We start from the raw sequence: 17,815 nt of genomic DNA, 5'->3' as shown, positions 1-17,815 counted from the left end.
GAACACATGTAATATAATATACATATGTAGATTAAAAAGGGAGAATCAATTTTCAGCCACTGTATATTTAATCTACAAAAAAGGAGAATTGTAGATGAACGATAATGAAAAACAACTTGATTTACGTATTAGACGTACACATAAATTATTGTGGGATTCCTTATTTGAATTAATGACGCAATCAAAACAGAAATATAGTTCCATCACGATTAACCAAATTTGTGATCGTGCGATGGTACATCGCACAACCTTTTATAAACATTTTGAAGATAAAGATGCTTTATTAGCATTTGGATTTAAACGCTATGGCGAAATGATTGCTGAAATACCGCTTTTAGATCGATTAAGTAAACCATTTCAAGTGATGGAACAATTCCTTCATCATGAAGAAATCGGTAAAATATTAGAGGCGCAAATGTCTGATGAGCAATTTATTAGCCGTATACATTATTTAAGTCATGAAACAAGAAAACAAGAAACGGAAGCATTAAATCAACTTTGTAAAAATCATACGATGCCAAACGATTTAATAACGGAATTTTATTCAGGAGTAATCACTTCATTAAGTGCGTGGTGGTTTCAAAATGAAAGAAAAGTTTCTGCAGCAGAAATGGATAGGCACTTCCATCAACTTATTAATCGGGATATTTTTCAGTTTGGAAAGGAATAATTTCACCATTAAAAAAAGCCCATATGAAAATGGGCTTTTTGCATACTATTTATTCTCTTTTAACTTCTCTAACTCCAGCTGTACTTCTTCTTGCAAATTTTGATCTAACACTTCTTGTTGATTAGGAGACTTCAAATTATAAAAATAGTTACTAGCAGCTGTTTCTGCTTCTAGTTTTTGCACATACGATTCAATGCGTGCAAAGCCTTTCGCTGCACTTTCTGTATGGAACGAATCAATTGCCGTGTTGCTCTCTTTTATCGCTCGCGCCGCATTTAACCGCGAAACAAGAACTAGTTCTTTATATTGCAACTCTCCATATTTCTTTTGCAATTTGTCAATTTGTTCATAAAGCGTCGCTGTCTGCTCTTTTGTTATTTCGTACTGCTTGCGATATAGCTCCGCTTTTTTCTCATTCACGATTTTTTCTTGCAGGGCTAACTGTGCCATTTGATCTTCTTCGCGTGATACTGCAAGCTCAGCTTGGCGAGTTCTCTTCGCAATAAGGGCATCCGTTTCTGAAATTAATGCTTCATATTTCTTCTCTAAATAATATTGATGAGCGAGTGCTTTTTGAGCTTTCGTAATTTGCTGTTCTGTTTCGCGAAGATATTGCTTCAACATGCTAACAGGATTTTCTACCTTATCTAACGTTTGATGCACATCCGCTACCACAATATTTTTAATACGTTTTAAAATACCCATTATTACTTCTCCTCCTTACGAATGTTGCGTTCCCATTGATCTAAAATATCTACTTGTTGTTGTACTTGAAAATCGCTGTATAAATCTATATCAGTTGCCATTCTTTTTTCTTTAAACTTTTTATATGCCCAAACAATCGCTGCAACAAATGCAAGCATCGGAAGGACCGGTAATAAACCAATAACAAGGAGTAATATGCCTGTCCATTTTTTAACCATATTCCCTTCAGACTTACGAAGGATTAACCAGCCGAAAAGAACAAATCCAAACGCTAACAGGAATGGTATAAAGAATAAACCTTCAAACTCTTTTTCATGGTGTTTTTCATGATGCTGATTTCGCTCAAAGTTATTAAACTTTTCTTTTTGCGTGATGAAAGCTTCCCTTTCTTTATCGTGAGAAACAGTATACGCCGCTTGCTTATGCTTCTCATGGTCCCACCTTTCGAACTTCATACTATGTAATCCAAACAATAGTAATACCAGAAGTAACGGAAGGATCAAAATCCATTTTAACCAACGCAATTTTTTACGTTTATTCTTTTTCATCTGCTCACCACCATCTATCATTCGTTTTGAGATAAGTAAAAAATGTATTACCTCCCTTTACCTTTGATACATATGAGTGTAAAACTTGGACGTGAGAAAAGGATGAAAGAAACATGATGAATATATGAGAAACATCTAAAAATTTTCTCATAATTATTCCAAAACGAAAGAACCCAATCTCTCCATATAAAATAGAGAAATTGGGTTCTTTTTCATTATTTCTATTCACTTTAGAAACTTACATACCGATTTTCTTCAGGTCCGAACTTTCAATAATTGGATGGAGAAAAAAGCGTCGATAAATTTTTGTTCCAAATATTCAGAATTGATATTAAAATAAACAATAGGGATAGGGGTATGGAATCATAAATTATACATAACGAGGGAATAGAAATGAAAATTCAATTAAAAGCTGATTTAATGCTACTACTAGTTACATTTTTTTGGGGTGCATCCATCCTACTTACGAAGCTTGGACTTGATGGCATAGAAGAATATAATTTAATCGCATTACGATTTATTATTGCCTTTCTTTTATCAGGTTTAATATTTTACAAACATTTATTCAAAGTCGATTTAAAAACTGTAAAATATGCATTTATATTGGCCTCTGTTTTATTTATCGTTTACATTTTTGCGACGTTTGGCACAAAGTATACTAGTGTCTCTAATGCTGGTTTCTTACTATGCCTCACAGTCATTTTCATTCCAATATTATCAGCTATATTTTTAAAACACATTCCTGAAAAGAAAGTTATAGTAGGAATTGTGTTAACGATAATAGGAATCGGCTTATTAACATTAACTAGCGAATTCAAGATCGGTAATGGCGATATATTCTGCATATTATCTGCTTTATTTTATGCCATTCATGTCATCATTACTGGAAGTGTAACGAAACATGTGAACTCGATTGCGCTCGGGGTCATACAACTCGGTTTCGTCGGCCTATTTAGCCTTATTTTTTCATTCATTATAGAAACGCCAAAGCTTCCTGGCACGATCGACTCATGGCTAATCATCTTAGCCTTAAGCATATTTTGCACCGCAGTCGCATTCATCGTGCAAGTTATCGCCCAGCAATACACTACGCCTACCCATACAGGACTTATTTTTTCATTAGAACCTGTCTTTTCCGCAGGCTTTGCCTTCGTTTTCACAGGCGAAACGCTTACTGGGAAAGGATATTTAGGGGCGACGCTTATATTGTTGAGTGTGTTGATTGCTGAGTTGGATTTTAAGAGTTTGTTGAGGCCTAATTATAAGAAGAATATAGAGTAAACATTTCACTATGATCAATAAACATACCCCAGAAAAATATGAGTTTATATTATTTTCTTTTAAATGAGCCTTTTTTTAGATGCTATCTTCGAATAAGGTAGCATCTAAAAAATGTTAAAAGAAATTTGCCCCTAGTATCTTCTTATATTTTATGTAGCCTTCATATTTGACCTTTTCTACGTTCTTTGAAGTGAAGATGTTCAAAATTACTTACTGAATATAGTCATACAGATTTTTCGCTAACAATAAACAAGTTACTGTAATGAAAAGAGCACGAACATACCCGCTTCCTTTTTTTATAGCAAATTTGGAGCCAACAATCCCTCCAGCAATTTGAGCAATCCCCATTATAAAACCATACACATAGTTTACTTGCCCTACATACATAAACATCAACAATGCACCAACATTACTTCCTAAATTAAGAAGCTTCGCATTACCTGCTGCTTTTAAAAAATCATACCCAATAAATAAAAGAGAAAACATTAAAAACGAACCTGTGCCAGGACCTAGAAATCCATCATAAAAACCAATAATAAAAATAAAAAAAGTAAAAATAATGAAGTGTCGACCGGACAATTTCTTATGAGTGGAAACACTACCCCAATCCTTTTTGAAAATCGTATAAATAGCAACCGCACCAAGCATGATCAGCATCAATGGCTTCAGTACTTCTGGGTTCATTAAATGAACGGTCCATGCACCTATTACGGAACCTATGAAAGTGAGTGGAACTAATTTAAACGCCGATTTCAAATCAAGATTACCAGAACGATAAAACACAATATTACTAGTTGCACACCCCATTGTCGACGCTAGTTTATTCGTAGCTACTGCACTTGCTGGATTCAGTCCTGTAAATAATAAAGCTGGTAAAGCAATCAGTCCACCGCCACCTACAACTGAATCAATAAATGCAGCTAAAAATCCAAAAGCAATCAAAATAATTAATACTGATGGGTCTAAATAAAAATCCATACTATTAACCTCCCCTTTAGTCACTATTCGAATAGTAACTAATAATTTGCTAAATGTAAACAGTTATTGTAACGTTGAAATATAAAAGCAAACATCGGAGGACGAAAAAAGTGGACTACATAGTGCAACAGCTTAAAAAAATTGGTTTTAATGAATATGAAGCTAAATCTTATGTATCTCTTGTTAAACAGGGGCCTGTCACAGCCTACCAAGTGAGTAAAGATTCAGGTATCCCAAGAGCGCGGATTTACGAGGTTTTAGGTAACCTTGTAGAAAAAGGAATTGTCATGAAGGAAGAAATAAATGACACCACTCGCTATTCACCTCTACCTGTTGAAATCTTTTTGCAGAAGGCTCAATCAGAATGGCAGTCTACTTATGAAGGAATCAGTGACTCATTAAAAAAACTAGAAACTTTCGAGGAAAAAACGGATAATCGAGTGATTACTTTAAAAGACAATAAAACAATAATTAGCTACTGTCAGGCATTAATCAAAAAAGCAGAAAAACGTATTGTCATTTCGATGTGGGATGAGATGTACGAAGTATTAAAAGAAGAACTATCTGAGGTAGCCGATAAAGTCATGATACAAGGTATTACCCTGCATGTTGAAAATCCCATTAAAAATCTAGAAGCCCACCGTATAACACCTTATACAGAAACCCTGTCTACAGAACATTGGTTTATTTTATCGATAGATTCTAAAGAGATGATTTATGGACCATCACTTGAGGAGCGTAATATTGCTTTTTATACAGATGACCCCGTTCATATATACCTATTAGAGGATTATGTATGGCATGATGTTTTAGTGAATCGACTTGTACGACGTAGCCAAGATGACTTGCAGCAATGGATTACTGCAGAGAGAAGATCTTTCTTTATGGAAAAATAAGAAACATATTCAAAGAATCAAAAAATAAAGCATAAGTTAATTAAATAGAAAACTTATGCTTTATTTTATTTGCAAAGTGATACTCCAGTCTTTTCACTATTTTCCCTCCACAAACCGTCCAAACTCTTTCAAAAATCTCAGTTTAAAACTACCAACAGGTCCATTCCGATGCTTCGCCACATGAATCTCCGTCATCTCTTTCTGCTTCGTTTCCTTATCGTAATAATCTTCACGATACATAAGCATAATGACATCCGCATCTTGCTCAATTTGTCCCGTCTCTCTTAAATCAGATAAAAGCGGGCGCTTATCTTGACGTGATTCTACTGAACGAGACAATTGCGACAGCGCTACTACACAAACATTTAAATCACGCGCTAATAACTTAAGCTTACGAGAAATCTCACTAATCTCTTGAAACCGATTGCCCTTATGCTTCGGATCCCCCGTAATGAGCTGCAAATAATCTACAATGACTAAAAGCTTTTTATCGCCGTGCTTCCTCTTTAACTTACGAGTTTGCATCCAAATATCTTGCACTGTAACGCCTGCATTATCGTAAATCTCAAGTGGTAACTCCCCGATCTCCGCAAACGCCTTACTCACCTTTTCCCAGTCTTCCATCGCAAAACGGTGCTTCGGATTTTTCAATCTGCCTCCTGACACTTCACCTACGCAAGACGCCATCCTTTTTAACAATTGCTTACTACTCATCTCTAATGAAAACAATCCAACTGCCGCTCCAGACTTCGCCGCATGTAGTCCAACATTTAACGCAAACGCAGTCTTCCCCATAGAAGGGCGTGCACCAAGAACGACAAAATCACCTTCCTGCAATCCGCACGTCATTTTATTTAGCGATATATAACCAGTCTCAATACCAGTATTCTCTTTCGTATCTTGATGAAGCTCTTCATACAAACCAACTAACGCATCCTTCAAATCAAACTCACATACACAGTCCTTTTCCTCTAACTCACAAAGTGCCGTAATCGTCTCACCAATAATTTTCTCATTCTTCTCCTCAATAAGACGCTCTCCCATCTTGTGCCCAAGAACACCAGCCTGATACATTTTCCATGCACCTCGAACAAGCCCCTCATAATAAGAGAAGTTGCTAGTCGCAGGCACACCATCCATTAACCCTATAAAATACTCCATTCCCCCGATCCCCTTCAAAAAATTCGGATCTACCCTAGAAATGAACGTCACAAGATCAATGGGTTGCCCCTCTTCTTCCATTTTTCGCATTAACTGAAATATAGACTTATGCACTGGCATAGAAAAATACTGCTCCGTCAAACGGCACTCCTTAATAAGCTCTCCATCAAGTAATAGAGAACCTAACACCGTCTTTTCCGCCTCCACATTTTGAATACTCATGGACGCCACCCGCGCTCCGCTAAAAAGCGCTGCAACTCTTCCTCAGACGGCACATTCTTCTCCCACTCCTCACACTTCGCCAAAAAATTTGCCGTCTCCCCGCTACTAACAGACGACTCCTTCTTCCGAAACCTTGCCGTATCCGCCTCAACCTCAGACACTTTCGTAAATCCTTTCCCGTGCCACCCCCGCAAAATCCCCTTCACATAAGCCATCTTCCGGTTTTTATTCTCATACGAAATTTGAAGAGCCTTCAGCACAAGCTCCTCTGACAAATCATTCATCCACGCATTCAATTCCTCTACCGTATACGGAGACAAACTACCAAAATGTTGCTCGTAAAAAGAAAACACGCGACTCCCCGTCTCTTCCTCTTTAACCTCTTCTTCCGCCTCATCACAGACCGGATCAACATCATGAACGGCCAAATCACTAGGCATACCGAAATGTGCTAAAAGCATCGGAACATTCAGCTCCTCCTCTACGCACTTACGAAGAAACATACATACAAACTCCTTATTCTTCACACCCTTAAGCTCACGAAGCACACACTTCTCCACATTCGTATTCGTCACAGGATTATAACGAAGCCAATTTAAAATAAATAACTCCCTCGTATCCGCATCATAAAGAATCTTTCCATAATCAATGAAGCGCTGCACAAGCTTGTCAACAGTCTCCCGATTATAACCCGTCTCCATCTCAGCTAACCGCTTCGGAAAAGGAAAAATCCCGCACTGCGTCGTCTTCGAACAAGTTAACAAATACACATAAAAATACCGCTCCTCCGGCGTCAAATCCAAAACAAAATCATCCTGCCAAAAATTTACCTGCACATTACGATACACCGCCATCAAAGTTCCTCCCGTCTCCATTCAAAAATGAAAAATTCCTCTTTGTACTATATATAAGAAGGAGGGGTGGGTTTTTGGCGTGTTATTTCAAATTTTTTTTGACTACTACTACGGTGTTTGTTGGTGTTTTTGTTTTGTTGTGTTTTTTTTTAGTGATTTATTACTTGGGAGGGGCTTAGGAGGGGTTAGTTATCAGTTACCCTGATTAAGAATACTCGATCTGAAAAGCCACCTCGTTCTTCCGCTTTCTTTTTACGGATATTATTGATTTCTTCTAGTGTTGTGCCTTCATGTTCAGCTAGGGCGTTTATTAGTTCTAGAAGATCGGATAGTTCTTCGAGTTTATGTTCTTTTGTGTCTGCTTCTAGGTATTCGGTTAGTTCCTCTTGTGTTTTTTTGCAGAGTTCTTTTATGTATTCGTCTTCAGATAGAATTCTTGTTGTTGGTGTTTTTCCGTTAGCTTTTATTATTTGTGGGATTTTATTTCGGATTAGTTTGTTGTAGGTTGGCATGGGATTTTCCTCCGTTTGGTTTTTCTTCTATTATAATGGAAAAGCAGTTTAACTAGGGGTTAAACTGCTGGATTGCTTCTTTTATATAGTTTTCTTCTTCGGTTGTGAAGAGGGTTGGGAATTCGGATAGTGGGAGGTTGGATTTTTGGATTATATCCTCCACATCACTTTGAGGTGTATCAAGATATTTCGTTACCTCTTCTATTAAATTGAAAAATTCCTTCAAAGTAACTTGAACGTCATGATGACTCGGATCCTTCTCTTCTTCCTTATACTTTTTCAACTTCCCTATCACATCCATAAATCGCCGATCAAACTTTTCTTTTAGTTCCTTATTATTATAAACCGCTTGAACACTCTCCTTTGAAAAATGTTCCTCTAACCATTCCTTATTTTCTTTCTCCCATATAAAGGTTTGCAGAAACGAAGAAAACAAAGCGATATCCACTCGTTCTTCCTTTTGAAACTTCTTCGTCATCTCATCCATATGCGAAAGTACCTTCGCAATTCTTTCTTGCTCTGCCAAAAGCAGTTCTCTTTGAAAATGCATTTGTCTTAAAAATTCTTCCGTCTCTATATCACGCTGCAATATAATATTTTGAATTTCCCCAAGCGAAAAACCGAGATGCTTAAACGATTGAATTTGCTGCAACACATACAAATCATCTTTCGTATATAACCGATGCCCACCCTCAGTATAATCGCTCGGCTTTAATAAATTAATCTTGTCATAATAACGAAGCGTCCGCACCGTAACATCCCCAACACTTGCAAACTCACTAATCATCCACGCCATATCCTCACCTACTCCACTAACTTCTCTTTCACATACTGAAGCATATGAGAAAAACTTACCTCATTCTGCCTACAATATTGAAACAAACCTACAACAAGTAATAAAAAAGGAACCTTCCCGCTATAACGATTTTCATACTCACTAATACCATCATAAAAGTGCTCATACTTTCTTTTTCGTAAAACAATATAAGTCGCAATAAACAACACGGCAATCATAACGAAAAATCGCTTTCCTTTTATCTCCACTTCTTGTTTCATCATCTATTCTCCTTCCACTGCATACTTATCTTCTTTAAATAACAGAATTCGAATGAAATAACGATATGGTTCGTCGCGTATTACTTTCCAAGCAACAATGATCACTTGAACTACCTCAAAGGCAAATACAATCCAAAATAAAACATCACTAATACACGAACTAATATTAAATAGAAGAAAGATTAACAAATGAAAGTTGAATGCTTTTCGGCAATGGTATTTGTACACCTCATTTTTACGTGCCAGTGTGATGTACATGAGTAGTGGTGAAAAGATTCCTATTGCAGCTGAGAGTAGTAGCATGATGATGGTGTTCCTTTTTTCTTTTGTGGTGGTTTTCATGAGTGGTTTTGTCCCCCCTTTTTGATTTGTCTTCTTTAGGTTAGGGGGTGACGTTGGGGGAGGTACAAGGGGAATGTATAGAAAAAATCCGGTATCACTAATATAGAGGTAAAATAAGACCTTTACCTTGACAGGGTGGAGGTCATCATTTAGAGTTTCACATCCATGTTATTTACAAATAAAAGAAGAGCATATACCCCATATGCTCTTCTTCCCATAGTTAACAATACACTTTATCCAACTAATATTTATCTATTACATTTAAAAACTTGGCCCTTATTCATGACTTAATCAACCTTGTATCTAAGTGCTATTCCCTAACATTTAGTACTTTTATAACTTCTTTAAACAACACCGATCCCCGCCCAACAACCAACTCCAAAGGCACCTCTTTAACTCGTCCATCTCTCCCAACCATAACAACCCCATTCTCATAATCAACCCAAATCTGAACATCCTGCACATAATAACTCTTAACAGAAGATGCCTCATCTAAATTACGATGATCCAGCTCAACTTTAACTTGCCTCGTAAAACGGCGTAATGTTTTCCAAAGGATTCGTTCTTCTTTTGATTTCATAAATAGTTCCGGGAGTTCTTGCACCTCTTTTAATAACGACATAGTTGTTATTGTGTATGCTTGAATGCCATATCCTACTGGGCGGATGAGGTGGTCTAGTTTTTTCCATGGCTCTAGTTCGAAATTTACATACTCATCGTTTTGTTGCATTTGAATGTGTTTAATTTTTGCGAAGTATTGAATGCCACCTTTTTCTCCGTGCCATTTTTTCGGTGCATATAATGCTATGTACTTAGCTTCTTGCCATCCTGGTTTTAGCTGTGTGACTGGTAGCTGATATACGCCATTTTTTCTATATGTTTCATAGTCACTTTCAGTTTTCACGCTGCCCACTAATACTTTTTCTTCTAGCGAGGAGTGCCATTCTTCTTTTGTTCCTCTTGGAAGGATGCCTTCTCTTATAATTTCTTCTGGGCTTTTTTCAATGAGATGATCTAGAAATTGTTCTACCAGTCTCGTTGCGTTTGGTAAGAATGGGAAACCACCGATATTTACTTTTTCGATACTTTTATAAAATGGATGATTCTCGTATTCTTCCTCTTGATTCCATGGGAATAGTACGTACGCTCCGTAAGCTGTTCGCTCAAAAGGCCCCTCTTGTTCTACCACTAGTGCGTCTCTGTAACGATGCATTGTATTAATGTCTTCTTCCATTGGACCAGGGGTGCCATACTTCCTTTTGTAATGAGGATTTTCAGCAAAATCAATTCGATATTTCGCATCAAAAATGTATTGGTATTGATAGTTCTTTCCCTTCTTCTCAATAGCAAGCATCGTATCTGGCTTTTGTGTAACTGTTGGCAGTCTACCGTTTCTTTTCTGGAAATAAAGTTCTATTACTTCATCAGTGACTGGATGCTTGAACGTTCTTTTTGCAGTTTTACTTTCATCAAGCGTTACGTATAAACCATCTTGTTTAACTTGAATAACGTCTTGATGGAGCGGTATATATTTTTTAGATAGAATTTGTCCGAGTTTTAAATACGTCCAGTATTCGTATAGCCTTGCGACATCTTTTACCGACATTTTGAAAATTTGTCCTCGTAATGTTAAACCTCGCGATAGCATTAAAAAGATTTGATACGCATCTCTATATCCTGCAGCCATTTGGATTACGAGCGAAAAGACTGAGCGATCTAATTTTCCTATTCCTCGCCAAGATGGATCGTTCAATTCATTTTTCATTCGATACTTCATATTTTTTACACGTTGTAGTAAATCTTCATCAGTTTCACCACGTGTATATCTAGACTTTGGCTCTAGCGCCTTAAGTAAATCCTCTATTTTATGTACGACTCTTTGAATCATCCATTTAACAAATCGATTTTCCAGCGTGTCATATGACACTTCCTTATAAGCTGTAATTCCTTTAGCCGGTATACTGTTTTCTCCTTGTATTAAGTGTGGTCGCTTTCGCAAATAATTCATTCCGACAGAATCAAATTTACGAATTTTTTCTCCTCGTACAAGTTGATGTCTAGTCATAAGCGTATGATGCGGTTGTCTTTTAATGTAAGAGATCGACTTCATAAACCGCTCAAAGGAATCATTTAAAATACGATAAAACTCACTCTTCGATGGATTTGTAGCGTAAATTGCAGATGCTCCTAAGTAAGTTCTCTTTAGTAAATGAAACGCTAAATTATAAATTTCATCATTTACCTCATCTAATAAAGCTCTGTAATCATCCTTATAATCAAGCTTTACCGGAAAAACTTCAAATGTAACTGTTAATAAAGTTTCTTTATCATCTTTAATTTCAAACGTTGTATTTCCTACTTCATTCGGAAACGAAAGATTCCCCATTAACACGTGTAGTGAACCCATTTGAATAGAACTAACTTGTTTTCGAAATCCCGGATGTTCATGATAAAAAGAGAGCTGCTTGTTATTTTTCGGAACAACAACAAGCTGATAACTTCTATTCTCAAAAAAGATTGGCGGATGTTCGTTCCATTCATCTAGCCGCTGCAATCTCGCATCAAATACAAAAACGGATTCCGTCTTCCCATCTACATGAAAATACATCATTTCATCTGCGTTCATAGCATGATATTCTTTTAAACTCTCGTATTTTTCATGATAAGGGTTTCCTTTAATCGTCAATGATAGCTCCTCTGTTTCAATCTTAACTAGCTCTATCTCATTATTAGATCCAGAAAGAGGTGAAGCCATCATACTCGAACCTCCTTAACATATGAGACAGCTTGTTAGCTGAACGAGGATACTTAGCATATGAGGCATCATTATTACCACTATCATATTCTTCATTTGCACATAATACATACAACTGCTTTAATACCTCTTCTGTTCGTCCATCGCTCCCTGCAAGACGCGGTAAAATCTTTTGATATATTTGATAATCAAGCGCTTCATCAAACGATAATAACTTTCCTTTTTCGTTGTATGCCATATAGAAACAAATTTCATCTCGTATACGGTATCCAACTTGAGCTCCAACTGATTCAAGTGTTTTATTTATTTCTATTAAAATAGTTGAGATATTTCTCACAAGATCTTCGTTTTCTTTAAAGCATTCTTTTAAATGAAGATACTTGGTTGCTAAAGAGCTATTAGAAACAATTTCAGCTTCCTTCTCTTCCATATCCATTAAGAAATTAAAATAATCTAAGTTAACGGTATTAAATTCAATTGTATTCGCACGATCTAATACTTTTTTACTTAACGGATGTGTCGTTTCATCCATATTTACCGTTCCGATAATATATACATTTGATGGAATCGTAATATGCTTATTCGTAATTGATTCTGGAAGTACTGGTGACGTAACAATTTTTCCATCTTTCCATTTACGACTTTCAATTACACTTAAAAAATCACTAAAGTAGTATTCCACTCTAGCTAAGTTCATCTCGTCCAACACTACAAAATACGGCCTATTTGGATTTGCATCTGCATTTTCAAGAACTTTAATTAACGGTCTTTCTTGAAATTCCCCTTGAAGATTCACATAACCAAGCAAATCAGAACTATCACTCCAATCAGGTCGAACCGGAATGAGTGTAAATTGTCCATTCTCTTCCGTAGCCCCTAAACTCTCCGCAAACCACTGAACAATTTTCGTTTTCCCTGTACTTGAAATACCTGATAAAATTACAAATGGCTTCGTCTTTAACGAAAGGAAGAAATTATTAAGATCCTTTTTCTCATAAAAGAAACCTTTACTTTGAATATAAGAAGACACATGATCGATAATTGATTGCTGATCTAAATACACTTCTTTCCTCTCATAAATCATTTCATATTTCGTTCCTTCCTCTTTATAAGCTATGAATCCCTCATAATAGCGAAGCATTTCTTCTAGGTCCTCTACTAACTCTTTTTCACTTGGCATATCATTAGCATCATACGCAATATAAGCCGCTGTTGAATTCGCATATCCTTTCGCTTTTGGACTTGATCCTAGGAAAATCTCATTATCTTTTTTCACCTTTTGGGACATATGTATTTGTTCACGGATCTCTTCTTTAATTTTTTGCATCTCTTCTTTAGTCGTTTCCGTCACACCTTGCGCCAACGTTAAATATAATCGCTCCATATCTTCACTAAACAAATAAACGATATAATAACCTCTCTGCGTAGATGTCGTAATATCTTTATTCATAATCGCAAGCCACGGAACAGCAGCCCAATTCCCTTGTCCAATTGAACCTGTGACAACATATTGATTATGATTAATAAATGGTAACCTCGTTATTTCCGTTGTCATTTCATGCCTAACAACCGCTCCCATTTTATGACCTGCAAATCTTTCTGTTCTTGCCTGTAAATATTCATCCATAACCGTTAAAAACTTTTCACGTAAATTACTGTTCATACTACCGCCCTTTTCTCTATCATCTTTTACGTATTGTTCAATAGGAATCCACTCATTATTAATCAGCCCTACTTGTTCCAACCAATCTAGTAAGTTATTCGTACGCCGCTTCGCTACTGATTCAACCATCAAATTAGCCCCTAATGAATTTCGGACAATCGTCATTCCCAAACCTACTAAAGCTTCTTTCTTTTTGACGGAAATATTCCTGTCTTAAAACTAGCTGTGCAATGTAAGCATTCTTATCTTCTGATTGAACATATTCATTTAATAAAAGCTGATTCATTTCATGAGATTCATTCAAAAAGCCCAACAATCTTAAATCCTGGCGTGCATTAGATTTCACTCTATATAAATTTTCATCCGCTTGTTCACTTAACGTACTTGGATTATATGTACCATTCATTGTCTCTTCTAAAAAGAGCATTACTTTATCATATTTTTCACTTGGTAGGTTATCTGTTTTGAATTCTTTAAATTCAATAGCTCCTGCTTCCATTACATTCACAAATGGAAGCTGTGAACAGAAAGCTACCAAGAAAGTATTACATTCACTTGCTTGTCCGAAATCCTCACTCTTTACCGTGCGCATATCAATAATTTTTTGCCAAGCATCCTTAAGAAGTTCAAAGCCCACGTTAAAATAAGACGGTGCTTCTTCTTTTTCATATCGCTCACGTGAAAATTTAATTTCAATTTCTAATTCTCCATTATCCTTATTTCTAATCAAATAAGTTTTATCACCATTTATATCTTCAACCTGCTTCGTTGATTTAGCCAATTCAATTATGAGTTGATCCAACATTTTTATCCCCACCGTTACAATAAATTACAATTACTACTATTTTATCAAACTATGTATAAAAGAAAAATCATACGCCATACCGTATGATTTACTAATCCCTATTATTCCCCACTAGCTCCCCATACTCCTGACTACTCTCCTCAAGAAAAATCCTACTCTCCTCACTATTCTTATAAAAAGAATTCCAACCCCTCTCCCTCAAAATCCCCTTCCAACTCTCACTCTCCACCATCCTCTTAATGATATTATCCCAATAAGCAACCTCTTCCTCCGTCATATCCTTCGGGCCCATAATCCCTTTCCAGTGCTGGAATATAACGTCGACTCCTTGTTCTTTCCACGTCGGAATTTCTGGTAGTCGGTCTAGGCGCTTTGGTGCGGATACGGCTAGTATTTTTATTTTGCCGGCTTTGTATTGTTTTTCGGCTTCGGATAGGGTCATGGTTGCGGCATTGATTTGTTTGTTCGTTAGGGCGTTTATGATTTTTTCTTTGTTTTCGTAAACGAAGAATTGTAGTTCGGCTGGGTTTATGCCGAATGCTTTGCTTACTTGTACGAAGGATAGGTGATCGTCGTTTCCTAGGCCGGGGGCAACGCCGATTTTGAAGTTTTTCTTGTTTTGTTTTAGTTGTTCCATTAGTTCGTTTGCGTTTTCTATGCTTGATTCTTTTGAGACGACAACGACTTCCCAGTCTGATGCTAATGTTGCGAGCGGGGTGAAGTCTTTATAGGTTAGTTTACTGTGGCCTAGTAGGTTGTTCGTTATGAGTAAGCTTGAGTTAATCGCCAGTACGTGACCGCCTTTTTGTTTCGTATATTTCCAGCCGACATCACCACTGCCACCTACTTTATTTGTGACTGTGATTGGTTTTGTGAAGATTTTTTCTTCTGTTAGCGTTTTTTGCATTGCCCGTGCTGTTAAATCCCATCCTGCTCCTTGAACGTTTGGCGCAACGATTTCTACTTCTTCTATGTCCACTTTATTCGTGTGCGTTTTTTCTACGGAACAACCAGCTATTACTCCTGTCATGATCCATATACATAGTAATAATCGTTTTTTCATAGTCCTCGTCCTATTCGATATTTTCGTTCTGGTCGTCCGATAATGCCGTATGTGTACTCTACTGTGCATTCGTTTGTCGCCACTAAATATTCTAAATATCTTCTTGCAGTTGTTCTGGAAGCTCCCATTTGTTCTCCCATTTCTTCTATTGTAATTCCGTCTTCGAACCCTTTTATAATTCCTTTCACTTTTTGCAGTGTTAACGGATCAACACCTGTCGGTAAGTTTTTCATATCTTGTATTTGTGAAGTACCGAAGAAGTTATCGATTAGTACTTGATTTACTTCATTGTTACTATGTAATAATTGCTTCTTTCTTTTATAGTCTTCAATGGTTCGAACAAATTTATCTAACGTGACCGGTTTTATAAGGTAGTTGCTTACGCCGTTTCGAATTGCTTTTTCTAGCATATGGTTTTCATTCGTCGCTGTAACCATAATGACGTCAACGTTTGGAAAGTCAGCATGGATTTTCGGCAATAAGTCTGTACCAATTCCATCTGGTAAATAATTATCTAATAGAAGTAAATCGATTTCTTCCTTTTGTAGTAGTTCCATCGTTTCTTTTGCATTCAATGCTTTTCCGATCACTTTTACGTCCTTTATTTTTGATAAAAACTCCTCTTGAATTTGCGCCACGCGGAAATCATCTTCTGCAATTGCAACCTTCAACATATTCCCATCCCCCTGTTTGTCATGTACTTTCTCTCAATGTTTTCGGAAGGTAAATTGTAAAAATAGCTCCCCCATTTTTCTCGTTTTGAATTTCAATTGTTCCTTGTAGTAGATCTACCATTTCTTTCACGTTTGCTAGTCCGTAACCACGATCATTCCCTTTCGTTGAAAACCCTTTTTGAAAAATGGTCGTGATTTTTTCTGCCGGTATCCCTGCTCCACTATCTATCACTTCAAACACAATATCGTGTCCAATATCCGTAACAAAGAAGGAAACACTCTTTTCCGCTCGTTCACTCACCGCATCAAACGCATTGTCGATTATGTTTCCAAGGATCGTAATAAGGTGCGAAACTTTTATATGGTCTGGTAACGGTTGAAGCGCACTATCTCCTTCAATATGAAAATCGATTTTCTTTTCAGACGCTGTTCCGAGTTTTCCTAATAAAATAGCTTGTACTTTCGCATCGTGAATTTGATGGAATAAAATATGGTTTTGGCTTTGATGAATATTAGATTCTTGCTGGATGAATTCAATTGCTTCTCTGTAATGTCCTAACTGAAGTAATCCTGATAAAACGAAAAGTTTATTTGTAAATTCATGCGTTTGAGCGCGTAAGTCCTCTGAATATTTTCTTACCTCAGATATTGTATTCACAAGGTTTTGCAATTCTGTTTTATCTCTAAAACTACATACAACGCCTACCGTACTATTATTTTCGAGTATCGGTGTCATGTTTAAAATGAATACTTTATCTTGAAACGATATTTCTTGATCGTTTTCTAACACTCTCTCCATATTAAATTCTGGCAAAACTTTTGAAATGTGCTGCTGCATATAATCACCATTTACATACAGCATTTCTTCTGCCGAAGTGTTCATCATCGTAATAAAACCGTTTTGATCAATAGCGATAATTCCTTCTTTTATAGATAGTAGTATCGCGCTTCGTTCCCGGTATAGCGCTGCGATTTCATTCGGCTCTAGACCGAGTGTATCTTTCCTGATACTACGTGCTAAAAGAATGCCACCAACAATTCCGGCTAGTAATACAGCTAAGGAAAAGAGGATAATTTCTTTCGTTCTGCTCAATATGTTAGATTCAATACCTTTTATTAAAAACTCCACTGTCACAACACCTACGACTTGATCGTAGTCTCCGTTATGAACAATAATGGGTGCCTTCGCCATTAAAGCCGGGCCACTTGCACCATTTCCTTCGAGTGTATAATAGCCACCAAAAGTGAGTGCTTCATAGTTATATGGATTGTTACTCTTTGTACCAATCAACTCCGAATTAGAATGTGAATACATAACCCCATAACGATCTTCTATAATGACATAATCTGCACCAGCTTGCTCGCGAACTTGTTCCGCAATGGATTGAATGGTACTTTTATGCTCGTTATATTGAAAAGCATCTTTTATAGCTGGCATAAAAGAAAGTGACTTCGCCGTTTGCAGAGCTAATTGTTCCACTTGGCGCTTCGTATCAACGGACTGAATGTAAACAAATATTCCGGCTAATAGGAGAACGACAAATAAAATTAACGTAATAATTAAGCTTACTATTTTCGTTTGTAATGACACTTTGTGTGATTTCTTCATACTCCATATCCTTTGATAAAA

The 17,815-nt window shown here is 36.7% G+C and carries 16 protein-coding genes and 1 pseudogene; 3 read left to right on the top strand and 14 right to left on the bottom strand.

What is annotated here, in order from left to right; genetic code table 11:
• Window positions 1-94 precede the first annotated feature (94 nt).
• Entirely contained in the window at window positions 95-670 is a 576-nt protein-coding gene (locus LUS72_RS04770; protein WP_264448630.1) for a TetR/AcrR family transcriptional regulator, read from the top strand.
• 45 nt (window positions 671-715) lie between these two features.
• On the opposite strand, the gene LUS72_RS04765 is transcribed toward LUS72_RS04770, so the two are convergent.
• Both LUS72_RS04765 and LUS72_RS04760 read right to left on the bottom strand, forming a co-directional pair.
• Entirely contained in the window at window positions 716-1,375 is a 660-nt protein-coding gene (locus LUS72_RS04765) for a PspA/IM30 family protein (RefSeq protein ID WP_071772290.1), read from the bottom strand.
• Window positions 1,376-1,377: 2 nt separating this feature from the next.
• Complete coding sequence (locus tag LUS72_RS04760; RefSeq protein ID WP_097830174.1) at window positions 1,378-1,923, bottom strand: hypothetical protein; 546 nt, start codon at window positions 1,921-1,923, stop codon at window positions 1,378-1,380.
• 393 nt (window positions 1,924-2,316) lie between these two features.
• On the opposite strand from LUS72_RS04760, the gene LUS72_RS04755 reads away from it, so the two are divergent.
• Window positions 2,317-3,204 carry a DMT family transporter gene (locus LUS72_RS04755; protein WP_097829854.1) on the top strand — a complete coding sequence of 296 codons (888 nt, stop codon included), beginning with the start codon at window positions 2,317-2,319 and terminating at the stop codon, window positions 3,202-3,204.
• A gap of 210 nt (window positions 3,205-3,414) precedes the next feature.
• On the opposite strand, the gene LUS72_RS04750 is transcribed toward LUS72_RS04755, so the two are convergent.
• Window positions 3,415-4,182, bottom strand: coding sequence for a TSUP family transporter (locus LUS72_RS04750; protein WP_097829853.1), 768 nt, complete (start codon window positions 4,180-4,182; stop codon window positions 3,415-3,417).
• Between the two features lie 110 nt (window positions 4,183-4,292).
• On the opposite strand from LUS72_RS04750, the gene LUS72_RS04745 reads away from it, so the two are divergent.
• Complete coding sequence (locus LUS72_RS04745; protein ID WP_097829852.1) at window positions 4,293-5,078, top strand: TrmB family transcriptional regulator; 786 nt, start codon at window positions 4,293-4,295, stop codon at window positions 5,076-5,078.
• A 96-nt stretch (window positions 5,079-5,174) separates the two neighbouring features.
• On the opposite strand, the gene dnaB is transcribed toward LUS72_RS04745, so the two are convergent.
• The 11 genes and pseudogenes from dnaB to LUS72_RS04690 form a co-directional block, all read right to left on the bottom strand.
• Window positions 5,175-6,461 (bottom strand): replicative DNA helicase, encoded by a 1,287-nt coding sequence (dnaB, locus tag LUS72_RS04740; RefSeq protein ID WP_264448629.1) that lies wholly within the window; start codon window positions 6,459-6,461, stop codon window positions 5,175-5,177.
• Window positions 6,458-7,315: a DnaD domain-containing protein gene (locus tag LUS72_RS04735; RefSeq protein ID WP_264448628.1), complete on the bottom strand. Its 858-nt coding sequence runs from the start codon at window positions 7,313-7,315 to the stop codon at window positions 6,458-6,460. Before LUS72_RS04735 ends, dnaB begins: the two co-directional genes overlap by 4 nt.
• A 185-nt stretch (window positions 7,316-7,500) precedes the next feature.
• On the bottom strand, window positions 7,501-7,827 hold the full coding sequence (locus LUS72_RS04730; RefSeq protein WP_264448627.1) for a nucleoside triphosphate pyrophosphohydrolase: 327 nt from the start codon (window positions 7,825-7,827) through the stop codon (window positions 7,501-7,503).
• A 52-nt stretch (window positions 7,828-7,879) separates the two neighbouring features.
• Window positions 7,880-8,623 (bottom strand): MerR family transcriptional regulator, encoded by a 744-nt coding sequence (locus LUS72_RS04725; RefSeq protein ID WP_264448626.1) that lies wholly within the window; start codon window positions 8,621-8,623, stop codon window positions 7,880-7,882.
• An 8-nt stretch (window positions 8,624-8,631) separates the two neighbouring features.
• The gene (locus tag LUS72_RS04720) at window positions 8,632-8,883 is read right to left on the bottom strand and encodes a hypothetical protein (protein WP_264448625.1); all 252 of its coding nucleotides are present in this window, start codon (window positions 8,881-8,883) and stop codon (window positions 8,632-8,634) included.
• Between the two features lie 3 nt (window positions 8,884-8,886).
• Window positions 8,887-9,225 carry a magnetosome magnetite crystal formation protein family gene (locus tag LUS72_RS04715; RefSeq protein ID WP_097829847.1) on the bottom strand — a complete coding sequence of 113 codons (339 nt, stop codon included), beginning with the start codon at window positions 9,223-9,225 and terminating at the stop codon, window positions 8,887-8,889.
• Window positions 9,226-9,535: 310 nt separating this feature from the next.
• Complete coding sequence (locus tag LUS72_RS04710) at window positions 9,536-11,980, bottom strand: restriction endonuclease-like protein (RefSeq protein ID WP_264449050.1); 2,445 nt, start codon at window positions 11,978-11,980, stop codon at window positions 9,536-9,538.
• Window positions 11,955-14,448, bottom strand: a pseudogene (locus LUS72_RS04705) (MrcB family domain-containing protein). Before LUS72_RS04705 ends, LUS72_RS04710 begins: the two are co-directional and overlap by 26 nt.
• 91 nt (window positions 14,449-14,539) lie before the next feature.
• Window positions 14,540-15,511, bottom strand: coding sequence for a tripartite tricarboxylate transporter substrate binding protein (locus LUS72_RS04700; RefSeq protein ID WP_097829844.1), 972 nt, complete (start codon window positions 15,509-15,511; stop codon window positions 14,540-14,542).
• On the bottom strand, window positions 15,508-16,185 hold the full coding sequence (locus LUS72_RS04695) for a response regulator (RefSeq protein ID WP_264448624.1): 678 nt from the start codon (window positions 16,183-16,185) through the stop codon (window positions 15,508-15,510). The genes LUS72_RS04700 and LUS72_RS04695 overlap by 4 nt, the downstream gene beginning before the upstream one ends.
• 19 nt (window positions 16,186-16,204) lie before the next feature.
• Window positions 16,205-17,794, bottom strand: a complete 1,590-nt coding sequence (locus LUS72_RS04690) for an ATP-binding protein (RefSeq protein ID WP_097829842.1) — start codon at window positions 17,792-17,794, stop codon at window positions 16,205-16,207.
• Between the last annotated feature and the right edge of the window lie 21 nt (window positions 17,795-17,815).

Origin of the sequence: Bacillus cereus (assembly GCF_025917685.1) — a bacterium.
GTDB classification, from domain to species: Bacteria; Bacillota; Bacilli; order Bacillales; family Bacillaceae_G; genus Bacillus_A; species Bacillus_A cereus_AT.
Note: the sequence above shows the minus strand (reverse complement) of the source record. Positions and strands in the feature narration are given on the sequence as shown.